The organism is Hymenobacter mucosus (genome assembly GCF_900188255.1).
GTDB classification, from domain to species: domain Bacteria; phylum Bacteroidota; class Bacteroidia; order Cytophagales; family Hymenobacteraceae; genus Hymenobacter; species Hymenobacter mucosus.
Map to the genome: position 1 here is coordinate 376,875 of NZ_FZNS01000005.1, position 17,798 is coordinate 394,672.

Below are 17,798 nucleotides of genomic sequence, written 5' to 3' on the forward strand. Positions count from 1 at the left end.
TGAATGAGAAAAAAGAAGTCAGCGTCTTGGTACTACCGCCCGCTAGAGTGGCTACTGGTAGGTATAGCTAGCTTACCCTTGTCTGCGCTGTATGCTGTAGCTGGGGTGCTGTATGTCCTTATGGCGTATGTGCTACGCTACCGGCAGCGGGTAGTACTACAAAACCTGCGCAATTCCTTTCCGGATAAAACTGAAGCCGAAATCCGCCGCATTGGGAAGAAATTCTACTGGCACTTCGCCCAGGTTATCGTGGAGATTTTGAAACTGCGTGCCATATCTGAAACCGAACTACGGCACCGAGTACGCTTCACCAATCCAGAAGTACTCAGCAATTTATTCGCAAAGAAGCGGCAGGTGCTGACCCTGGGTTCTCATGCTGGCAACTGGGAATGGATTCTGGCGGCGGCAGCACTAAACTACCCGGGGCAGGCTGGCGGAGTGTACAAGCCGCTGATGAACCCCTTCTTTGAGGATTTCATGCGCCGCCTGCGTAGCCGCACCGGAGCCCATCTGGTCCCTATGCTAGCTACCCTGCGCGACTTAGTGCAGTATAGAGGTACTGGCCGTACCTTGAGCTTACTCACTGACCAAGCTGCTGGCCCCGAAGATCATCCGTACTGGACTACCTTTTTACACCAAGACACGCCCTTCTACACGGGAGCCGACAAGTTGGCTGCTCAACTGCATTGTGCAGCAGTGTACGTAGGAATTCGGCGTGTACGTCGTGGCTACTATGAAATTACGTTTACTGAGTTCCACGACGGTGAAACATCGCTTATAAAAGGCTCCCACGTACTCACGGAAGCCTTTGCTCGGCAGCTTGAACGAGATATTCAGGCTAGTCCGCCCGACTACCTCTGGTCGCACCGCCGCTGGAAGCACAAGCGAAACTTGTAACTGGCTAAGCATAGCCCGTTTACTTAGGTTGCCTAGTTCTGAGTTACAGATACTGCTCTATATCGCCGGCACCTTGACGGATGATGTCAAAATCTTCGTTTGTGCAGTCGACGACAGTGCTGGCAATGTTATTACCAAAACCCCCATCAATCACTAGGTCAACCAAAGGCCGGTATTTCTCGAAGATCAGGTCTGGGTCGGTGCTGTATTCCAGCAATTCGTCGTCGTCGTGAATGGACGTGGACACGATAGGGTTGCCTAGCTCTCGCACGAGGCTCGTGCATATGTTATTGTCGGGTACCCGAATACCAACGGTTTTTCGCTTCACGCCGCCGTATCGCGGCGCTTTGGGGCTAGCTTCAAAAATAAAGGTGAACGGGCCAGGCAACGCCTTTTTTAGCACTTTATACACCGGCGTAGTAATGCCATGAGCGTAGTCGGTGATGTGCGAGAGGTCGGAGCAGATAAAGGATAAATTAGCCTTATCGGGATGAATACCCTTAATACGGCATAGCTTCTCCACGGCCTTTGCATTGTGGATATCACACCCCAACCCATACACTGTATCGGTTGGATAGATAATAACGCCACCGTTGCGAAGTACGTCTACGGCCTGTAGGAGGCGGTTCTGAGGTGGATTATCGGGGTGAATGCGAAGCAGCGTAGCAGCCATAGCGAAACAGGAAATTTGGGTGAACAGGGCCCTCCGCGCTAAGAAGCAGCGGGGCGGTCAATGTACAAGGAGAGGAGTAAACCTGCTACTCTTTCGATAAAAAGACGCGTAGAGTTGCCTTTATCTGCTATTTGAGAACATAAAAAAGGCTCCGGCGCATTGTGCCGGAGCCTTTTTTATGCGGAATTGGTAAAGTTTATTGCTTCACGAACAAGCGAGAAACGCTACCTGCTTTGGTAGTGAGGCGAACAGAATATACCCCACTCTTCAGTGCCGATATGTCTAGCTGCGATTCATTTGTCAGTACTGACGCTTGCTGTACGCGCTGGCCCAGGCTGTTAAATACCTCCAGCGTGGCCCCACGACCAGCCGCGCCTACCTGCACGGTGAGTTGGGTAGTAGCCGGGTTCGGGAAGACAGCAACGGTAGCGGCAAACGCAGCCTCACGACGCCCGAGCGCTAAGTCAGACAAGCCACGCGGAATGATCTGGTAGCCTTCCGTGTAAGGCGATGAATTGTCGAACTGGGAGCCAACGCCCGTGAGCGAGAACGGACCGGCCGGAGCTGGCTGGTTGTATAAGGTAGTGCCGTTGTTGATACGAATCTGGTAGGTTACGCCGTTAGCATCTGCTACTGTTACGTTGTAGCCCGTAGTTGTAGCAGGCGAGTTCGTTAGCCACTGGCCAGGGTTGGTAGCCGTAAGTGGGCCTGGAATACGTACTAGCTCCGACTCTTCGGCTTCCGTGAGGGCCGTGGTGATAACGCGGGGCTGGTAGGTGCGACGGGCGCGGCCGGCGGGCGTGATGCTGGTAAGGGTAATTTGAGTAAGGCCATTAAACTGACCCAGGGTGCCAGCTACTTCCACCGAATCACCTTCTGCCAGCACAATGGTGCCAATAGCAGTAGAAGAGAAGATGCCAATACCGCCGGTGTTGTCGATAACCGTCAGTTGGTAGCCCGTCGTGCGGGTATTTGTGCCGTATACCGTGCCGCGAACGGCTACGGCAGCACCATTTTGCATGGGCACACCCGTCGCATCGTTTACCGTGAGAGTGGCAATAGGCGAAATAACAGGAGTAGGTGCAACATCATTATCGGTGATGGTGAGGGTATAGGAGCCGGCCGCAGTAGCAGCACCAGCTGGCAACACATTCCGCAACGATAGAACAACAGTTTCTGCTGATTCAAACGCAGCGTCGTCCACAATGGTCAGCGTAGCGTTTTGAGCGGCCGTAGAGCCGGCCGGAAACGTCAGCGTTTGCGTCGCAAAGGTGTAATCAGCGGGAGAGGTAGCTGTACCCCCAGCAGTTGCAACGGCTACCTCTACAGTAATAGCCTGAGTGCTGGCTGCACTTAGCGTAACAGGTAGTTGCACGGTGCCAGCGTTTTCGGCTACCGTAGCAGCAGTAGCTCCAAAAGTAATCGTAGGTACAGTAGTGGAGCTAGCCACCGCCGTGCCAAGTACCCGCAGATCATCAATACGCCAACTTCCCGCAGCAGCCTCAGCATTGTAGCCATAAATGCGGAACTCTACCGGCGAGGCCACTGCCGCAAATGCAGCTGGTAAAGTTACCAAAGTGTTGTTGCGGGTATCGGTGTTGTCGGGCACATTGACTGCCAGAAGGTTAGCAGTGAAGTTGTCGAGGCTGGAACGGATGGCCCAGTCGCGAATACCAGTGCCGGAGCGGCGCTCATCTAGGCGCAAGCTGTCTAGGCGGAGAGTATACCCAGCACTAGGCGTTACAGAAAAGCTGAAGTAGTCGGTAGCATCAAGAGCAGCAGTGCTCCAGTCAGTAGCAGCGAAGGTATTTGATCCGGCAGAGGCTACTACACCGGTTCCACGGGTAACGGGGCTGAGCTGGGCATTAGTAGGTTGGGCATCCGCATTAAAAGTGGCTTCTGAGCCGGTGGCACCCGTGAAGGAGTACTGGCCTAGTAGCGTTTGAGCGTGAGCTACCGAAGCAAAACTCAGTAACGTGGCAACCACAGCTACGCGGCGCGGCCAGGAAGAGTATGTGTGTTTCATCAAGAATAAAATAGGAGGGTGAAAGGGTACTAGGGGAGTAGGACAAAAGACGCTGATGAACCAAAGAGGCTGGACTATACTTCCGCCGCAGATTCCGCGTACTTTTGGAGGCCCAAAGCTACCTCAAACCCCTTGGTTACCCAAAGGGTTTGTCCTAACCCCCTCTGTACCTGTTTGCTTTCTACTTGTCATTCATGGCCAAAACCCGCATCGACTACAAAGCTAAAGCCACGAAGCGCCGCAACCGCTTTGCGTATACCACGGGCATTATCGGGCTGCTGCTCATTACGTTCTCGTATTATTTCTATCAGATATTCTTCACCCCGAACGTAGAAACCAAAGGCCGTCCTACGTACGTGGTAGTGCGCCGCGGCGAGACGGCCAAGCAAGTGCTGGACTCCATTGACGCCAGCGGAGTAATTATCGATAAGCTGAGCTTACACTTCGTGGCTCGGCTTATGAAATACGAGAAGCTGGTGAAGCCAGGACGGTACGAGCTGAAAGACGGCTACACCAACCGCCAGTTGATTAACGACCTACGCACTGGAAGCAACAAGCTGCCCCTCATGCTGACGTTCCAAAACATCCGTCTCCGTGAGGACTTGGCTCGCAAGCTTAGTACCACCATTGATGCTCGCCCTAGCCAGTTCGATTCCTTGCTGAACTCCCCAGCATACACTAAAAGCTTAGGCTTCGACACCACGAGTATTCTGACGATGTTCATCCCGAACACGTATGAGTTGCTATGGAATACGTCCGCCGACAACCTAATGCAGCGGATGAAAAAGGAGTATGAGAAGTTTTGGACGCCTGAACGCGACGCCCAGCGTAAGAAATTAGGCCTTACTCGCACGGAAGTGAGCATTCTGGCTAGCATTGTGGAAGCTGAGCAGCAGCAGCACCCCGACGAGCGCCCCCGGGTAGCGGGCGTGTACCTCAACCGGCTCAAGCGCGGAATGAAACTCCAGGCCGACCCCACCGTCGTATACGCCAACCGCGACTTCACTATCAAGCGTGTGCTGAATGTGCACTTAGCCAAAGACTCGCCCTACAACACGTATAAATACGCGGGCCTGCCGCCCGGCCCTATCAACCTGCCCAGCATTGCCAGCATTGACGCCGTGCTGAACCCCGAAAGCCACGATTACCTCTACTTCTGCGCCAAAGAAGACTTCAGCGGCTACCATGCGTTTGCCACCAACGAGGCGGGGCACTTGGTAAACGCGCGCCGGTACCAGGCGGCTCTGAGCCGGGCTGGCATCATGAAGTAACTCCAGCTACTAGGCAGCATGTAGCCGACGCCCGACGCGCCTAATGTGCTGTAAAATATATTAGCTGAGCTTGTTCTTACTCTATCTGTAGTTCTCCACCCTAGCACCCTGTTGCAATTCATGTACACTTCCGATACTAACATCCGCGTGCGGTATGCCGAAACCGATCAAATGGGTTACGTGTATCACGGAAACTACGCGGCGTACTTTGAAGTATGTCGCACCGAAGCGTTCCGGCAGCTAGGCATTAGCTACAAAGATTTGGAAGCCGAAGGAGTAGGGATGCCCGTGGGTGAAATTCGTACCCGTTTCCGCCGTCCTGCCCGCTACGATGACCTGCTGACGGTGCGGTTGCTATTGAAGCAGCCTGCGGAAGGGTCGCGGATTCTTTTTGAGTACGAAATCTACAACGAAGCTAAAGAGCTACTCACGGAGGGGCATACGCTTATGGTGTTTGTGAGCATGGCTACCGGCCGGCCGGTACCTATTCCAGGGCACATACAGGAGAAGCTAGTTGGGTATTTCTCCGACGAGGAAACGGCGGGCCCGCTTACACCACCGCACGAAAAACGGCCCGCTACCGCCCCCGCACCTGCCGCCTTCTTGAAGGGCACGGAGCCCGAGACTGGAGAGTAGGAGGGACCTTATTTGGTAAAACTTGATGTTGAGGTGCTAGCCGGCAGATACCCCGTATCAGCGGCCTTTATCACTCCTGCTTCCTTTGTTGGCCTATGAAAACTATGCGCCTTCCTGTCCGTCGCTACCATCTTCCAGATGTGCGCCGCCGCCGCAGCTACCGCAAGTTTATCGTGTGGCTTAAGCGGCTACGGTTTCACAATGGAAAAGCGTCGGTCTACGACGTGGTGGACCGCATTATGCAGGAAATTAAGCTAGATGGTGTAGCAAAGCGGGCCAGCTACATGGCTTTCAACTTCACTATTGCCATCTTTCCCACCATCATCTTCCTGTTTACGCTGATTCCGTATATCCCTATTCCAAACCTGAATCTGGATATTCTACAGTTCCTGGCCGATCTAATTCCTCGAGAAATGTACGTGGCCGTTTCGGGTACCATCGAGGACATCGTAAACATCCCCCACGGTGGTTTGCTCTCGTTTGGTTTTGCTACTGCTCTAGTGCTTAGCTCCAACGGCATCATGGCGCTGCTCGATGCTTTCGAGAAAAAATACCCTTCGTTCAAGAAACGCACTTACGTTCGTAAACGGGTTATTGCTACGCTGCTCACCGTGGTCCTATCATCGGTACTACTGTTCTCCGTAGCCAGCATCTTCTTCGGAACCTACATCATCGATGCCCTAGTGTACCACGAGATTGTGCCGGAGGCCATGACGGACCAGCTCACGGCTGTGCTGCGGTATGGGTCAGTGGTAGGACTGTTTCTGCTTACTACCTGCTTGGTGTATTATTACGTGCCGCCCGTGCACGACAAATGGCCCTTTATCTCAACGGGAGCAATAGTGGCTACCCTCTTGATATTTCTGGTGTCCTTCCTGTTCATCTTGTACGTCAAAATCTTCGATAGCTATAACCACTTTTATGGCTCTATTGGCACGCTAGTAGGCTTCATGGTATGGCTAGATTTCGTGTGCATGACCCTGATTCTAGGGTTTGAGGTAAACGTGAGCATTGATGCCGTAACAGGCCGCCTGCGCAAACCCTAAGTGGTAACCAGTAAATACTTTGTGGCTGAAAATGAGCACACAAGATCGTAGCGAAGAAAAAAATGCTGCTGGTCTATTGCGCCTTACTAAATGCTCTCTACTTTTGCCATCCCAAACCACTGATTTGGAACCTTACAGAGAGGTGGCAGAGTGGTCGAATGCGACGGATTCGAAATCCGTTATACCGGCAACGGTATCGGGGGTTCGAATCCCCCCCTCTCTGCACTAAGTACTTCTCATAACAGGTGAGAAAGTGTGTTTTTACAAATTTTTTCGCACCTTCGGGTACGAATTGCCAGAGGAGTGGCAGAGTGGTCGATTGCGGCGGTCTTGAAAACCGTTGAAGGTTAAACTTCCGGGGGTTCGAATCCCTCCTCCTCTGCAAAAAGCCCTGCTTCAGCTAGAAGCAGGGCTTTTTTATTGCGCCTAGGCGAAGAACAGTGCTTAGAAAGTGGCAACTTCAGCAACTTTTCATGTTGGGGTAGTATCTTCAAAACGTAGCGTACCAGTAACACTAGCTGCCAGCACATGCCTTATCTTTGAGATAGTAAGCTCAACTATACTAGGCGAGGCTGCGTTTAACTGCTCTACATATGTCCGACTTGCTTTTTGATGTCAATCTGCAGCAGTTGCCTGATGAGTATCTCACCGGTGAATGGCGCGTGGCAGATCGGGTGCTGAACCGCACCGAGCCGGGAAGTGTACTCGCACAGGCGGAGCGGTTTTACCTGGAACCCGGCGCCGTGCAAGTCCAGACTCCTAACCAACGTGATAGTGGGCACTGGTCGGTGCTCCGCGATGCGCTGCTGAACCGGCCGTATCTGGAACTTAGCCTAACCTGGGAGCAAACCCGCGCCTTGGTAACACGCCTGCGTCGTTCGCGCAGTGGCAGTGAAAGCTTACTTAATCTATATTTCCAGTCAGGAATGGAGATGCAATTGGCGCGTCCTTGAGGTGCTTCAGACGCCAAACCATTTTTCTTACATGGCTATAGCCGATTTGAATACAGAACAACCTCTTCCTGCCAGCAGTAGTGTATCGGCTGCTGGTATGCTAGGCACCACCGATGCGAGCGGCAGAGTAGTGTATGCCAGCCCGCAGCTGTTGCACTTCCTGGGTTTGTCGCTGAGCGAGGTGCAGGCGCAGTGGCTGTCACTCGTGCATCCCGACGACCAGAAGCGCCTGAGCGAGCAATGGAAGGCAGCTTTAGCAGCCAACCAGATATATCAGGTCGAATTTCGTATTCGCCGGCAGGACGGCCAGTACCGGTGGGTTTGGAGCACGGGCTATCCGCAGATGAACGATGTCGGCATTGTGCAACAGTGGATTATTAGCACAATCGACGTAGAAGTGTCGCGCCAAAGCGCGGGCGGAAATACGGGCGCAGAGGCGGACTTTTCCTTTTTGGCCGAGTTGATTCCTCAGCTTGTCTGGACCACGGACCCCACGGGCTTTCACACTTACTTCAACCAGCGCTGGACCGACTTCACGGGCTATACTTTAGCGGATAGTGTGGGTCCCGATATGTGGAACAACCTTCTGCATCCTGATGACCGGCAACGGGCCCGCGAGATTTGGGGACATTCCTTGGCTACCGGCGAATTCTACGAGATAGAATACCGCTTCAAAGCCAAGGACAACACCTACCGCTGGTTTCTGGGGCAAGCCCTACCAGTGTATAGCAGTGAAGGGCAGATAGTAAAATGGTTTGGCACCTGCACCGACATTCACGACCAGAAGATGAACGAGCTAGCCCTGCGCAAGCGGGAGCAGGACTTCACTACGCTGGCAAATGCCATTCCGCAGATGGCATGGATGGCCGACGAAGCGGGTAGTATTTTCTGGTTTAACGACCGGTGGTTTGCGTACACGGGCACCTCATCCGAGCACGTGCATAACCAAGACTGGCAGCACGTACACCACCCAGACTACGCCGAGCAGGTCCGAACGAAGTTTCAAACCGCAATTCGAACGGGTGAGGCCTGGGAAGATACCTTTCCGTTACGGCGCGCAGACGGCGAGTACCGCTGGTTTTTAAGCCGGGCCCTACCTGTTTTGGACGACGCTGGCCAGATTGTGCGGTGGTGCGGTACCCATACCGACGTGACCGAGCAAAAGCAGCTACAAGACCAACTGGAGCGCGCCTACTCCGATCTGGAAGCCAAAGTAATGTTCCGCACGCTCGACTTGGAGCGAGAAGTGCAGGAACTACGCCAGCGGCTCAGCAACTAGCTACTTCTCATACGCACGCATCCTATTTAGCGCCCCGCTTTGCCACTTCCACTGGCGAGGCGGGGCTTTTAGCTGTAGGAGGCTGTAGCGGCGGAATTTCGTACAGTACCCACCTAAATCCCGCACTACCAGCGGCCCTACTTGGTTGTTACTTTGATGGTAGTAAGCACCTAGATGCCTACTGCTCCAAAACTATGAACGACACTCTTTCACCTATGGAACCCCAGGCCGCGCAGGAAGCTGCCAAAACCAGCCTGGATATTATGGGCATGAGCTGTGCCTCCTGCTCTGCCGCCGTAGAGCGTGCCCTCAAGCGTGCTCCCGGCGTGCAGGATGCTCGGGTAAATCTCGCCACCGAAAAGGCTACTATTGACTACCTGCCTACTGCCACCAACCGGGCGGTGCTGAAGGAAGTGGTACGACAGGCCGGATTCCAAGTAGCAGAGCCCCGCCCCGATACCAGCGCCCAAGAGCGCCAAGCACTGCTGGAAAGCCAAAAAGCCACTGCTTACGCGCATCTTAAGCGTCGGTTGTGGGTAGCCGTGGGTCTCACGGTCATCATCATGCCCTTATCTATGCTAATGCTCTGGCCTACGCTTATGCACCGCATTAGCATGCCGGTGCTGAACTACGGGCTACTGCTGCTGACGCTGCCGGTGCTGCTCTACAGTGGACGGGAGTTTTACATTTCAGCATGGAATGCTTTCCGCCACCGCTCTGCCAACATGGACACACTGGTGGCAGTGGGTACCGGAGCCGCGTTTTTGTACAGCTTAACTGCTACGGGAGTGCCTAGTTTTTTCACCAGTCGGGGTTTGACCCCGGAGGTGTACTACGACACTACGGCAACCATCATTGCTCTTATTCTGCTTGGTAAAGTGCTGGAAGCGCGGGCCAAAACCCGCACCTCAGCTGCTATTCGGGCATTGCTGAACCTGCAAGCCCGTACGGCCCGCGTAGTGCGCCCAGACGGACGGGAGGAAGATGTGCCCGTAGAGCAGCTTGACCTCGATGATGTAGTGCTGGTGCGCCCGGGTGAAAAGGTAGCCACCGACGGCGAGATAATAGAAGGCAAGTCGGCGGTAGATGAAAGCATGCTCACAGGAGAAAGCCTGCCCGTTGCCAAGTATCTAGGTAGTTCCGTGTACGGGGCCACCCTCAACAAAACCGGTTCGTTTCGCTTTCGGGTAACCAAGCTAGGTGCCGACACTATGCTGGCCCGCATTGTGCACCTGGTAGAGGAAGCCCAGGGTAGCCGGGCGCCCATTCAGCGCCTCGCCGATCAAGTTAGCGCCATTTTTGTGCCCACTGTAGTCTGCTTGGCTCTACTCACGTTCGTGGTCTGGTTTGACTTTGCTGCAAGTGACCAGCGCTTACCGCTGGCGCTAGTGCACTTCGTGGCCGTGCTCATCATTGCCTGCCCGTGCGCTCTGGGGCTGGCAACGCCCACCGCTATTATGGTAAGCACTGGGCGAGGAGCGGAGCAGGGCGTGCTTATCCGAAATGCTGAGGCCCTCGAAAAAGCGTACAAAGTAGATACCATTCTGCTCGATAAAACCGGTACCATCACGGAAGGGGAGCCGGCCGTGACGGAATTTACGCTAGCCCCCGGCTACCCCGATGTGGCGGGCCTCCTGCGTCGCGTGGCCGTAGTAGAGCGGCAATCCGAACACCCCTTGGCGGCGGCAGTAGTGCGCTACGCCGAGCAGCAGGGAGCAGTGATAAGGGGTAAGACCACCGAGTTTCAGGCCCTGGAAGGCCGTGGAGCAGCGGGTACAGTTGAGAGCAAGGCTCTGCTAATTGGTAACCGCCGCTTGCTGACGGAGCACAACATACCTCTACCAACCGCCTTGGCTGAAGCAGCTACTGCTCTATTGGCCGCTGCGAATACCGTGCTGTTTGTGGCTGAAGAAGGCCAGGTGGTGGCAGTACTAGCGGTGGCAGATACTGTGCGGGCCACCGCTGCCGAAGCCATCCGGCGTTTGCAGCGGCAAGGGCTGGAAGTCGTCATGCTTACTGGCGACAATGCGCAAACTGCCGCAGCTGTAGCGCAGCAAGTAGGCGTACAGCGGTACTTTGCCGAAGTACTACCTCAGGACAAGGCCAGCAAAGTGCAGAAGCTGCAAGCCGAGGGCCGCGTGGTAGCCATGGTGGGCGACGGTATCAATGATGCTCCCGCGCTAGCCCGGGCTGATGTTGGTCTGGCAGTAGGTACGGGCACTGACGTAGCGCTGGAAGCGGCCGGTATCACCCTCATGCGCTCCGATTTGCACGGTGTAGCCACGGCCATTGAGCTGTCGAAGCAAACTATCCGCACCATTCGGCAGAACCTGTTCTTTGCTTTTGTATACAACGTGCTGGGTATTCCCGTGGCGGCGGGCGCGTTGTACCCCCTATTCGGTATCACCTTGTCGCCGATGCTGGCCGCCGGTGCTATGGCGTTAAGTTCAGTCTCGGTGCTTACAAACTCTCTGCGCTTGCGGCGCTAGCTCGCAGGCACCTACTCTTTTTCAATTACAGCTATGGATACTGCAGAACTGTTTGTAACAAGTGGCGGTCTTTTGTTGATTGGACTGGTAGTGTGGTACTTCTTCTTTACCCATCAAACTAGCGCGCAGGCCGTGGCCGCTGATGGAGGTGTGCAAGCTATAGACATTCAGGTGCAGGGTGGCTACTCTCCTGCAGTGGTAGAAGTTGAGCACGGCCGCCCCGTACAGCTACGATTTCACCGCGCCGAGGATAACAGCTGCTCTGAAGAACTGCTACTACCTGATTTTCGCATCCGCCGGGAGCTGCCAGCTTTCCAAACTACTACCATTGAGCTTACGCCTGCGCAACCGGGCACGTACGAGTTTACCTGTGGCATGCACATGCTGCGCGGCCGGCTGGTAGTGCGCTAGCTTGGGGGTTTGGCTCGCCAACCGGCAATGCTAGATACGAAGCTGTTATACAGTTCTTTGTTCAATGCTTACTCTTCTGCGTCCATGCCTTTCTTAAGCTCGGCATCTAGGAAGTAAGCGCCATGACGAACTAGGCGCATTGTGTCAGGAAGCTGCTCTAGCAGCGTCACGGCCACGTCGCCGTTTTCGGCAGGGCCGGTTTTTACTTTGTAACGCTGGAAGGTGTGGCCACCCGTTGCAGCTTGGGCGAAGATGTAGCTAAACTCCCCAGCTTGGATAACAGCATCTTCGGGTAATGTGCGCTGGCGTGCACCAGCGGTTTGAATGTGGGCCGCCACGTACTGGCCAGGCAGCACATCGTCGCGCTCGGGCTCCAAGTGGGCATGCACGCTCACCGTGCGGGCGTCATCATTGAAGGCCTTGCCCACCAGAAACACGCGGGCCGTCAGATCTTCATTGGAGCCGCGGCTAGGAATTTTAAATAGGATGCGCTGGCCCTTTTTCACCCGTACAATATCCCGTTCGAACACTTTTAGCTCCAAGTGCAAATCGGAGCGGTCCACCACTTCTACCAGCACAGCCTGAGGATCCACAAACTGGCCGGGGTTGATGTTGACGGATTTCACGTACCCGCCGATGGGCGAGACAAGGGGCACCGTGGGGGAAATAACGCCCCGGTCAAGCTGGGTCATACCAATTCCTAGCATGCGCAGCTGGCCGGCCGTAGCTCGCAGTATCGCCTGCTCCGACTGATAATCGCTCTGGGCTTGCTGTAGTTTGCGCTTGGCGCCCACATCTTCCGCGTCCAAGGTCTGTTGGCGCGTCAGCTCCTGCCGCAGAAACGTGACTCGGGCTTTGCTCTGCAAGTAGTCTTGCTGGAGCTTCAAATAATCAGGATGGCGCAGCACGGCTACCGTTCCGCCCCGGCTTACCTGCTGCCCCGGTAGCACGGCCACCGACTGCACATACCCGCCCATCACCGCCGAAATAGACGCCTGATTTTGGGGAGGTACGTCAATGCTGCCATTGGCCTGCACATCGGAGGTCATGTTTTTCCAGGCGAAGGAGCCCGTCTCAATACCGGCTGCCTTGGCCTGCGCCGGGCTGATGCTAACCTGGTCGGGGTTGGTGGGGGGAGCGGGCGTAGCGGCTGGGGCCACCGTCTTGGTTTCGGGAGGGGTATCACGGCCGCAGGCCGTTGCCAAGCCAGCTAGCAGTAGGAGAAAAGTATATTTCATATGAAAAGGCCGATTTGTTGTCACCGTCGGCGCGTAGCCGGAATGCCGTGTTGCAAGCGCCGAGGAAGCGAAGCCCGTAGGTTGAGTTGCTATGGGTTTCTTATAGTGAAAATGTTACAGGTCGGGGCCAGTTAGTGCTTGCAGCATCAAAACCAGCTCGTTGTATTGGCGCACTTGGTCGAGGTAGGCCAAACGAATTTGCCAGGCTGGCTCGGTATTGACGACGTACTCCACGTATTCAATGTCGCCGGCGCGGAAGCTCTTCTCGGCAGTATCCAAGATGAGGCGAGCTTGGGGTAGGGCCGTTTGCTCGTAATACGTGAGGGAGGTACGCGCCTGGGCCAACTGCTGACGCATGCCCCGGAGTTGGCCCGCCAGCTGGGCAGTGGCGTACTGAAGCTGAGCCGCCGCCGTTTGCTCGCCAATGCGGGCGGCCTGAATGCGGCCTTTCTGCACCCCACCGAGCAGAGGCAACGCCACCCCAGCTTGTGCCACCTGAAATCCTCGCTCCTTATTGATGGTCTGGTTGAAATACCCCACGCGCACATCGGGCAGGCGCCGCAACTGCTCCACGCGGGTTTGGCGCCGGCTTACCTCTGCTTCCTGTTCCAGCAAGGCCAGGGTAGGGTTAGAGCCAACGGAAAGCCCGGCCGTATCAGTGGGGGCTAGCGGAGCCACTAGGGCAGCCGCCGTGTCAATGGTAGCGGGTTGGCCTAGGTTGAGTAGTGTGCCAAGCTGCTGCCGCTGCACTAGAATGCCGGTGCGGGTAAGCGCAAGGCGGTTTTGCAGCTCCCGCGACCGGGCCTCTGCCGATACTTGTTCCAAGCGGTTGGTTTCGCCGGTCTGGTAACGGATTCTGGCGGCGCGGGCGGCGCGGCGGTATAGGCTGTCTTGGCGCCGAAGCAAGGCCGCCCGCTGGTAGCTCAGCAGCAACTCGTAATACGTGCTGCCAATGGTGCGAGCCAACTCCCGCCGCTGGCTCCGCACCCGCTGCTCGGCCGTTGATACTTGGCTTTCTAGCAAGCGGCGAGTAGCTGAGTACACCCCTGGCAAGGCCGACTGCTGCACGATATTCACGCTTTGGTCCGCTAGGGGACCTGAGATTTGACCGTATTGGTAGTCTATTACCGTGCGGGGTACATCGTAGCCCGTGCGGCTTAGAGCGCGTTGGCGCTGTACTTCCAAGGTTCCGGTTTGCACCAGCAAGCTTTGCCCCAGGCCTGTTTGCAGGGCCTGTTGTAAGGAAAGCACGCTGTTTGGTGTTAGTGGGGCGGAAGTACTAGATTGGGGCGGTGGTAGTGTGCGGGGAGTAGTCTGGGCCCATACTAGGCTGGGCAGCAGCAAACATGCACATACGAGACGATAGAGCATTGCAGTAGTTTCTTGGGTTCGGCCGTTGGCCTCCTCGTCATATCCAGGGGAAAACCGGGTAGGGCAGGGCTTACAGATGATGCGCTTCCTTGGCTTCTTCAACTGCTTCGGGCGTTACCGCAATGGGGCTTGCCTCGCCATCTTTGGTGAAGAAGGTGTAGAGCACGGGAAGTACTACCAGCGTAAGCAGGGTAGCCGAAATCAGCCCCCCGATAACAACGGTGGCTAGAGGCTTTTGCACCTCGGCTCCGGCCGAATTGGAGAGGGCCATTGGCAGAAAGCCTAGGGAGGCCACGGCGGCCGTGAGCAGTACCGGTCGGAACCGCTCGGCCGTAGCGCGAAGCACCCGTTCTTCCACCGAGCGTACACCGGCCACGGCCAGCTCATTGAGACTGGCTACCAATACGATGCCGTTTAGTACTGCTACGCCAAACAAGGCAATAAAGCCCACCCCGGCCGAGATACTAAAGGGCATACCCCGCATCCAAAGGGCCAGTATCCCCCCAATGGCTGCTAGCGGAATCCCCGTGAAAATGAGCACAGCTTGTTTCACCGAGCCGAAAGAGAAATAGAGCAGCGCGAAAATTAGCCCCAGTGCTACTGGCACTGCTACCGCCAAGCGTGACTTTGCCTGCTGCAGATTCTCAAATTGGCCGCCGTATTGGAGCGTATAGCCGCTGGGCAACCGCAACTGGGTGCTGAGCTGTTGCTGAATTTCTTCTACCAGGCTTTCTACGTCGCGGTTGCGCATATTCACCCCAATGTTGATGCGGCGGCGGGCATTGTCGCGGGATACTTGGGTAGGCGCATTGCGGAACGACACATCGGCTACTTCTTCCAGAGGTACTTTTTGGCCGTCGGGCAAGTCAACGTAGAGGCCGCGCAGGTCGTCGAGGCTACGGCGGCGGGCCGAATCGAGGCGTACCACCAGGTCGTAGCGCCGCTCTCCCTCGTACACCTGCCCCGTAATGTCGCCGGCAAACGAGGCCCGCAGCAGTGTATTCAGCTCCGACACCCGCAGACCGTACTGGGCTAGCTTAGTGCGGTCGTAGGTGACGCGCAGCTGGGGTAGGGCGGCAATCTGTTCTACTTTCAAGTCGCCTACCCCTGCCAGTGGCCGAATGAGGGTAGCGGCTTCGTTGGCCTTTTCATACAGCAGATCGAGGTTGTCGCCGTAAATCTTGATGCTGATATCCGACTTTACTCCTGAAATCAGCTCATTGAAGCGCATTTGGATGGGTTGCTGAAACTCTAGGTTTACGCCCGGAATACCAGCCAGCGCCTCACTCATTCTGCCGGCCAGTTCCTCCCGGGAGTCGGCGGACGTCCACTCGGCCCGGTCTTTCAGCACCACAATCTGGTCGGAGTCTTCCAGCGACATCGGGTCGGTAGGAATCTCCGACGTGCCAATCTTTCCTACTACCTGCAACACCTCCGGGAACTGCTTTAGCAGCACCTGTTGCACTTTGGTAGTAGTAGCAATGCTTTGGGTGAGGGAAGAGCCCGGCGCAAGGGTCACGTTCACGGCAAAGTCGCCCTCATCCAGCTGCGGAATAAACTCGCCGCCCATACGCGTGAACAGCCAGCTAGCAAGCAGCAGCAGGCCTACCGCTACGGCTGCCACCAGCACCCGCGCCCCCAGCGCTGCCCGAATAAGCGGCCGGTAGCCTCGCAGCAGAAACTCCATAATGCGGTAGGCCAGGGTACCTTCTTCTTTCATTTCTTTGCGGAGGGCCCAGGCAGCTACGGCTGGTACGTAGGTGAGGCACAGCAGCATGGCGCCCACAATGGCAAAGCTCACGGTGAGGGCCATGGGCCGGAACATCTTGCCCTCAATGCCGGTGAGGGCTAGGATGGGCAGGTACACGATAAGAATGATAAGCTGCCCAAAAAGAGCGGAGCGCATCATGCGGGTAGCTGCCGTTTCGGCCACCTGGTCCATAGTTTCATTGGCGGCCCGCTCCCGGAAATGCACCAAGTGAAAAATCATGGCTTCCACAATGATGACGGCCCCGTCCACAATCAACCCGAAGTCCAGCGCGCCCAGACTCATGAGGTTGGCCGACACGCCAAAGAGGCGCATGAGGGCTAGTGCAAATAGCATACACAGCGGAATCATGGAGGCTACTACCAGCCCGGCCCGTAGGTTGCCGAGTAGCACCAGCAGTACCACCACCACGATAACGCCGCCTTCGATCAGGTTTTTGGAAACCGTGTGAATGGCCTTGTCGATAAGCTTGGTGCGGTCTAGGAACGGCTCTACCACAATGCCAGGCGGCAGCGTCTGCTGAATCTCAGCTACCTGGGCCTTCACTCCTTTGATGGTTTGCTCCGAGGAGGCTCCTTTGAGCATAAGCACGATGCCGCCCACGGTTTCGCCGCGGCCGTTGCGGGTCATGGCGCCGTAGCGTACGGAGTGACCAAAGCGCACGTCGGCAACGTCGCGCACTAGCAGTGGATTACTACCCACTCGCTTCACTACAATGCTGCCAATGTCTTGCAAGGAAGCCGCCCGGCCCTCGCCCCGAATAAAATAGGCATTGGGGCCCCGCTCTAAGTAAGAGCCGCCAGTGTTGGCATTGTTGTCTTGGAGCGCCGTGTAGAGCTCAGGCAGGCTAACCCCCGCGGCATTCAGACGCTCTGGGTTTACGCTCACTTCGTACTGGCGCACGTAGCCTCCAAAGCTGCTCACGTCTACCACGCCGTGCACGCCCGCCAACTGACGCTTTACTACCCAGTCCTGCACATCGCGCAAAGCGGCCAGGGAGTATCGGTGCTCGTAGCCTGGCTTCACGCCCAGGGTGTACTGGAAAATCTCGCCCAAGCCGGTGGTGATGGGGGCCATAGTAGGCGTGCCGAGGCCACTACCCAGGTCGGCCTCAGCGGAGCGCAGCTTTTCGGCTACCAGTTGCCGAGTTTCAAGCGTGCTGACTTCGTCCTCGAATACTACGGTGATTACCGAAAGGCCGACCCGGGAGGTAGAGCGGATTTCGGTGACGCCGGGTACGGTACGCAGCTGCAGCTCCAACGGCACGGTGAGCAGTTGCTCTACCTCCTGGGCCGCCAGGGCTGGCGATTGGGTAATTACCTGAACTTGGTTGTTCGTGACGTCGGGAATGGCATCGAGGGGCAGATGAGCTGCTGAGTAGCCACCCCAGGCCACCAAGGCCAGCAGGAGCAGCGCTACTACCAGCTTGTTGCGGATACTAGCCGCTATGATTCGGGAAAGCATAGAGAAAGGAGGGTCTGGAATGCCCGCGGGCACTCAAGGCAAATGTGCTGCGGCCACGCACGCGAATCGGACCCAAAAGGCGTGTTGGGACGATGCGCTTCAGCTGTTACTCCGCCAAAGAGTAGTAACGGCATGCATCAGAGGCTAGCTGATCAGCTATGCACCTGCGCGGCAGAACAAGAAAAGAATAGGAGGGGCTCTTGAGAGCCAGATAGGCCAGTAGCCGTATGAGTGACAGTGGCCTAGGTTGCGCGGGGCGCACTACCGCCTGGGGCG

At 56.1% G+C, this 17,798-nt stretch carries 13 protein-coding genes and 2 tRNA genes; 10 read left to right on the top strand and 5 right to left on the bottom strand.

Annotated features, from left to right (window positions below; all coding sequences use genetic code 11):
- Positions 1 to 3: 3 nt before the first annotated feature.
- Positions 4 to 897: a lysophospholipid acyltransferase family protein gene (locus CHB83_RS14270; RefSeq protein WP_262490734.1), complete on the top strand. Its 894-nt coding sequence runs from the start codon at positions 4 to 6 to the stop codon at positions 895 to 897.
- A gap of 43 nt (positions 898 to 940) precedes the next feature.
- Here the strand turns inward: CHB83_RS14270 and CHB83_RS14275 are convergent, their stop codons facing one another.
- Positions 941 to 1,570, bottom strand: coding sequence for an L-threonylcarbamoyladenylate synthase (locus CHB83_RS14275; RefSeq protein WP_045689922.1), 630 nt, complete (start codon positions 1,568 to 1,570; stop codon positions 941 to 943).
- A 196-nt stretch (positions 1,571 to 1,766) separates the two neighbouring features.
- Positions 1,767 to 3,596, bottom strand: coding sequence for a T9SS type A sorting domain-containing protein (locus CHB83_RS14280; protein WP_089333110.1), 1,830 nt, complete (start codon positions 3,594 to 3,596; stop codon positions 1,767 to 1,769).
- A gap of 194 nt (positions 3,597 to 3,790) precedes the next feature.
- Between CHB83_RS14280 and mltG the strand changes: the two genes are divergently transcribed.
- The 9 genes from mltG (at position 3,791) to CHB83_RS14325 (ending at position 11,681) form a co-directional block, all read left to right on the top strand.
- Positions 3,791 to 4,867 (top strand): endolytic transglycosylase MltG, encoded by a 1,077-nt coding sequence (gene mltG / locus CHB83_RS14285; RefSeq protein WP_082455468.1) that lies wholly within the window; start codon positions 3,791 to 3,793, stop codon positions 4,865 to 4,867.
- 120 nt (positions 4,868 to 4,987) lie between these two features.
- Positions 4,988 to 5,503: an acyl-CoA thioesterase gene (locus tag CHB83_RS14290; protein ID WP_089333111.1), complete on the top strand. Its 516-nt coding sequence runs from the start codon at positions 4,988 to 4,990 to the stop codon at positions 5,501 to 5,503.
- Between the two features lie 95 nt (positions 5,504 to 5,598).
- Positions 5,599 to 6,549 carry a YihY/virulence factor BrkB family protein gene (locus CHB83_RS14295; RefSeq protein WP_236704990.1) on the top strand — a complete coding sequence of 317 codons (951 nt, stop codon included), beginning with the start codon at positions 5,599 to 5,601 and terminating at the stop codon, positions 6,547 to 6,549.
- A 136-nt stretch (positions 6,550 to 6,685) separates the two neighbouring features.
- Positions 6,686 to 6,772: transfer RNA gene (locus CHB83_RS14300), tRNA-Ser, on the top strand.
- Between the two features lie 74 nt (positions 6,773 to 6,846).
- Positions 6,847 to 6,931 (top strand) — tRNA-Ser (locus CHB83_RS14305).
- A 211-nt stretch (positions 6,932 to 7,142) separates the two neighbouring features.
- Positions 7,143 to 7,502, top strand: a complete 360-nt coding sequence (locus CHB83_RS14310; protein ID WP_045689923.1) for a hypothetical protein — start codon at positions 7,143 to 7,145, stop codon at positions 7,500 to 7,502.
- 31 nt (positions 7,503 to 7,533) lie between these two features.
- On the top strand, positions 7,534 to 8,781 hold the full coding sequence (locus tag CHB83_RS14315; RefSeq protein WP_089333112.1) for a PAS domain-containing protein: 1,248 nt from the start codon (positions 7,534 to 7,536) through the stop codon (positions 8,779 to 8,781).
- Positions 8,782 to 8,975: 194 nt separating this feature from the next.
- Entirely contained in the window at positions 8,976 to 11,270 is a 2,295-nt protein-coding gene (locus tag CHB83_RS14320) for a heavy metal translocating P-type ATPase (RefSeq protein WP_245855359.1), read from the top strand.
- A gap of 33 nt (positions 11,271 to 11,303) precedes the next feature.
- Entirely contained in the window at positions 11,304 to 11,681 is a 378-nt protein-coding gene (locus tag CHB83_RS14325; protein WP_089333114.1) for a cupredoxin domain-containing protein, read from the top strand.
- Between the two features lie 68 nt (positions 11,682 to 11,749).
- Here CHB83_RS14325 and CHB83_RS14330 read toward each other — a convergent pair whose 3' ends face one another.
- The 3 genes from CHB83_RS14330 to CHB83_RS14340 all read right to left on the bottom strand — a co-directional run bounded on the left by CHB83_RS14330 (position 11,750) and on the right by CHB83_RS14340 (position 17,522).
- Positions 11,750 to 12,919 (bottom strand): efflux RND transporter periplasmic adaptor subunit, encoded by a 1,170-nt coding sequence (locus CHB83_RS14330; RefSeq protein WP_045689926.1) that lies wholly within the window; start codon positions 12,917 to 12,919, stop codon positions 11,750 to 11,752.
- 114 nt (positions 12,920 to 13,033) lie between these two features.
- On the bottom strand, positions 13,034 to 14,170 hold the full coding sequence (locus tag CHB83_RS14335; protein ID WP_179225536.1) for a TolC family protein: 1,137 nt from the start codon (positions 14,168 to 14,170) through the stop codon (positions 13,034 to 13,036).
- A 190-nt stretch (positions 14,171 to 14,360) separates the two neighbouring features.
- Positions 14,361 to 17,522, bottom strand: a complete 3,162-nt coding sequence (locus CHB83_RS14340; RefSeq protein WP_089333116.1) for an efflux RND transporter permease subunit — start codon at positions 17,520 to 17,522, stop codon at positions 14,361 to 14,363.
- Positions 17,523 to 17,798: the final 276 nt, after the last annotated feature.

Coding starts and splice junctions, on each gene's coding strand:
- CHB83_RS14270 (WP_262490734.1), top strand. CDS start 4: ATGAGAAAAAAGAAGTCAGCGTCTTGGTACTACCGCCCGCTAGAGTGG.
- CHB83_RS14275 (WP_045689922.1), bottom strand. CDS start 1,570: ATGGCTGCTACGCTGCTTCGCATTCACCCCGATAATCCACCTCAGAAC.
- CHB83_RS14280 (WP_089333110.1), bottom strand. CDS start 3,596: ATGAAACACACATACTCTTCCTGGCCGCGCCGCGTAGCTGTGGTTGCC.
- mltG (WP_082455468.1), top strand. CDS start 3,791: ATGGCCAAAACCCGCATCGACTACAAAGCTAAAGCCACGAAGCGCCGC.
- CHB83_RS14290 (WP_089333111.1), top strand. CDS start 4,988: ATGTACACTTCCGATACTAACATCCGCGTGCGGTATGCCGAAACCGAT.
- CHB83_RS14295 (WP_236704990.1), top strand. CDS start 5,599: ATGAAAACTATGCGCCTTCCTGTCCGTCGCTACCATCTTCCAGATGTG.
- CHB83_RS14310 (WP_045689923.1), top strand. CDS start 7,143: ATGTCCGACTTGCTTTTTGATGTCAATCTGCAGCAGTTGCCTGATGAG.
- CHB83_RS14315 (WP_089333112.1), top strand. CDS start 7,534: ATGGCTATAGCCGATTTGAATACAGAACAACCTCTTCCTGCCAGCAGT.
- CHB83_RS14320 (WP_245855359.1), top strand. CDS start 8,976: ATGAACGACACTCTTTCACCTATGGAACCCCAGGCCGCGCAGGAAGCT.
- CHB83_RS14325 (WP_089333114.1), top strand. CDS start 11,304: ATGGATACTGCAGAACTGTTTGTAACAAGTGGCGGTCTTTTGTTGATT.
- CHB83_RS14330 (WP_045689926.1), bottom strand. CDS start 12,919: ATGAAATATACTTTTCTCCTACTGCTAGCTGGCTTGGCAACGGCCTGC.
- CHB83_RS14340 (WP_089333116.1), bottom strand. CDS start 17,522: ATGCTTTCCCGAATCATAGCGGCTAGTATCCGCAACAAGCTGGTAGTA.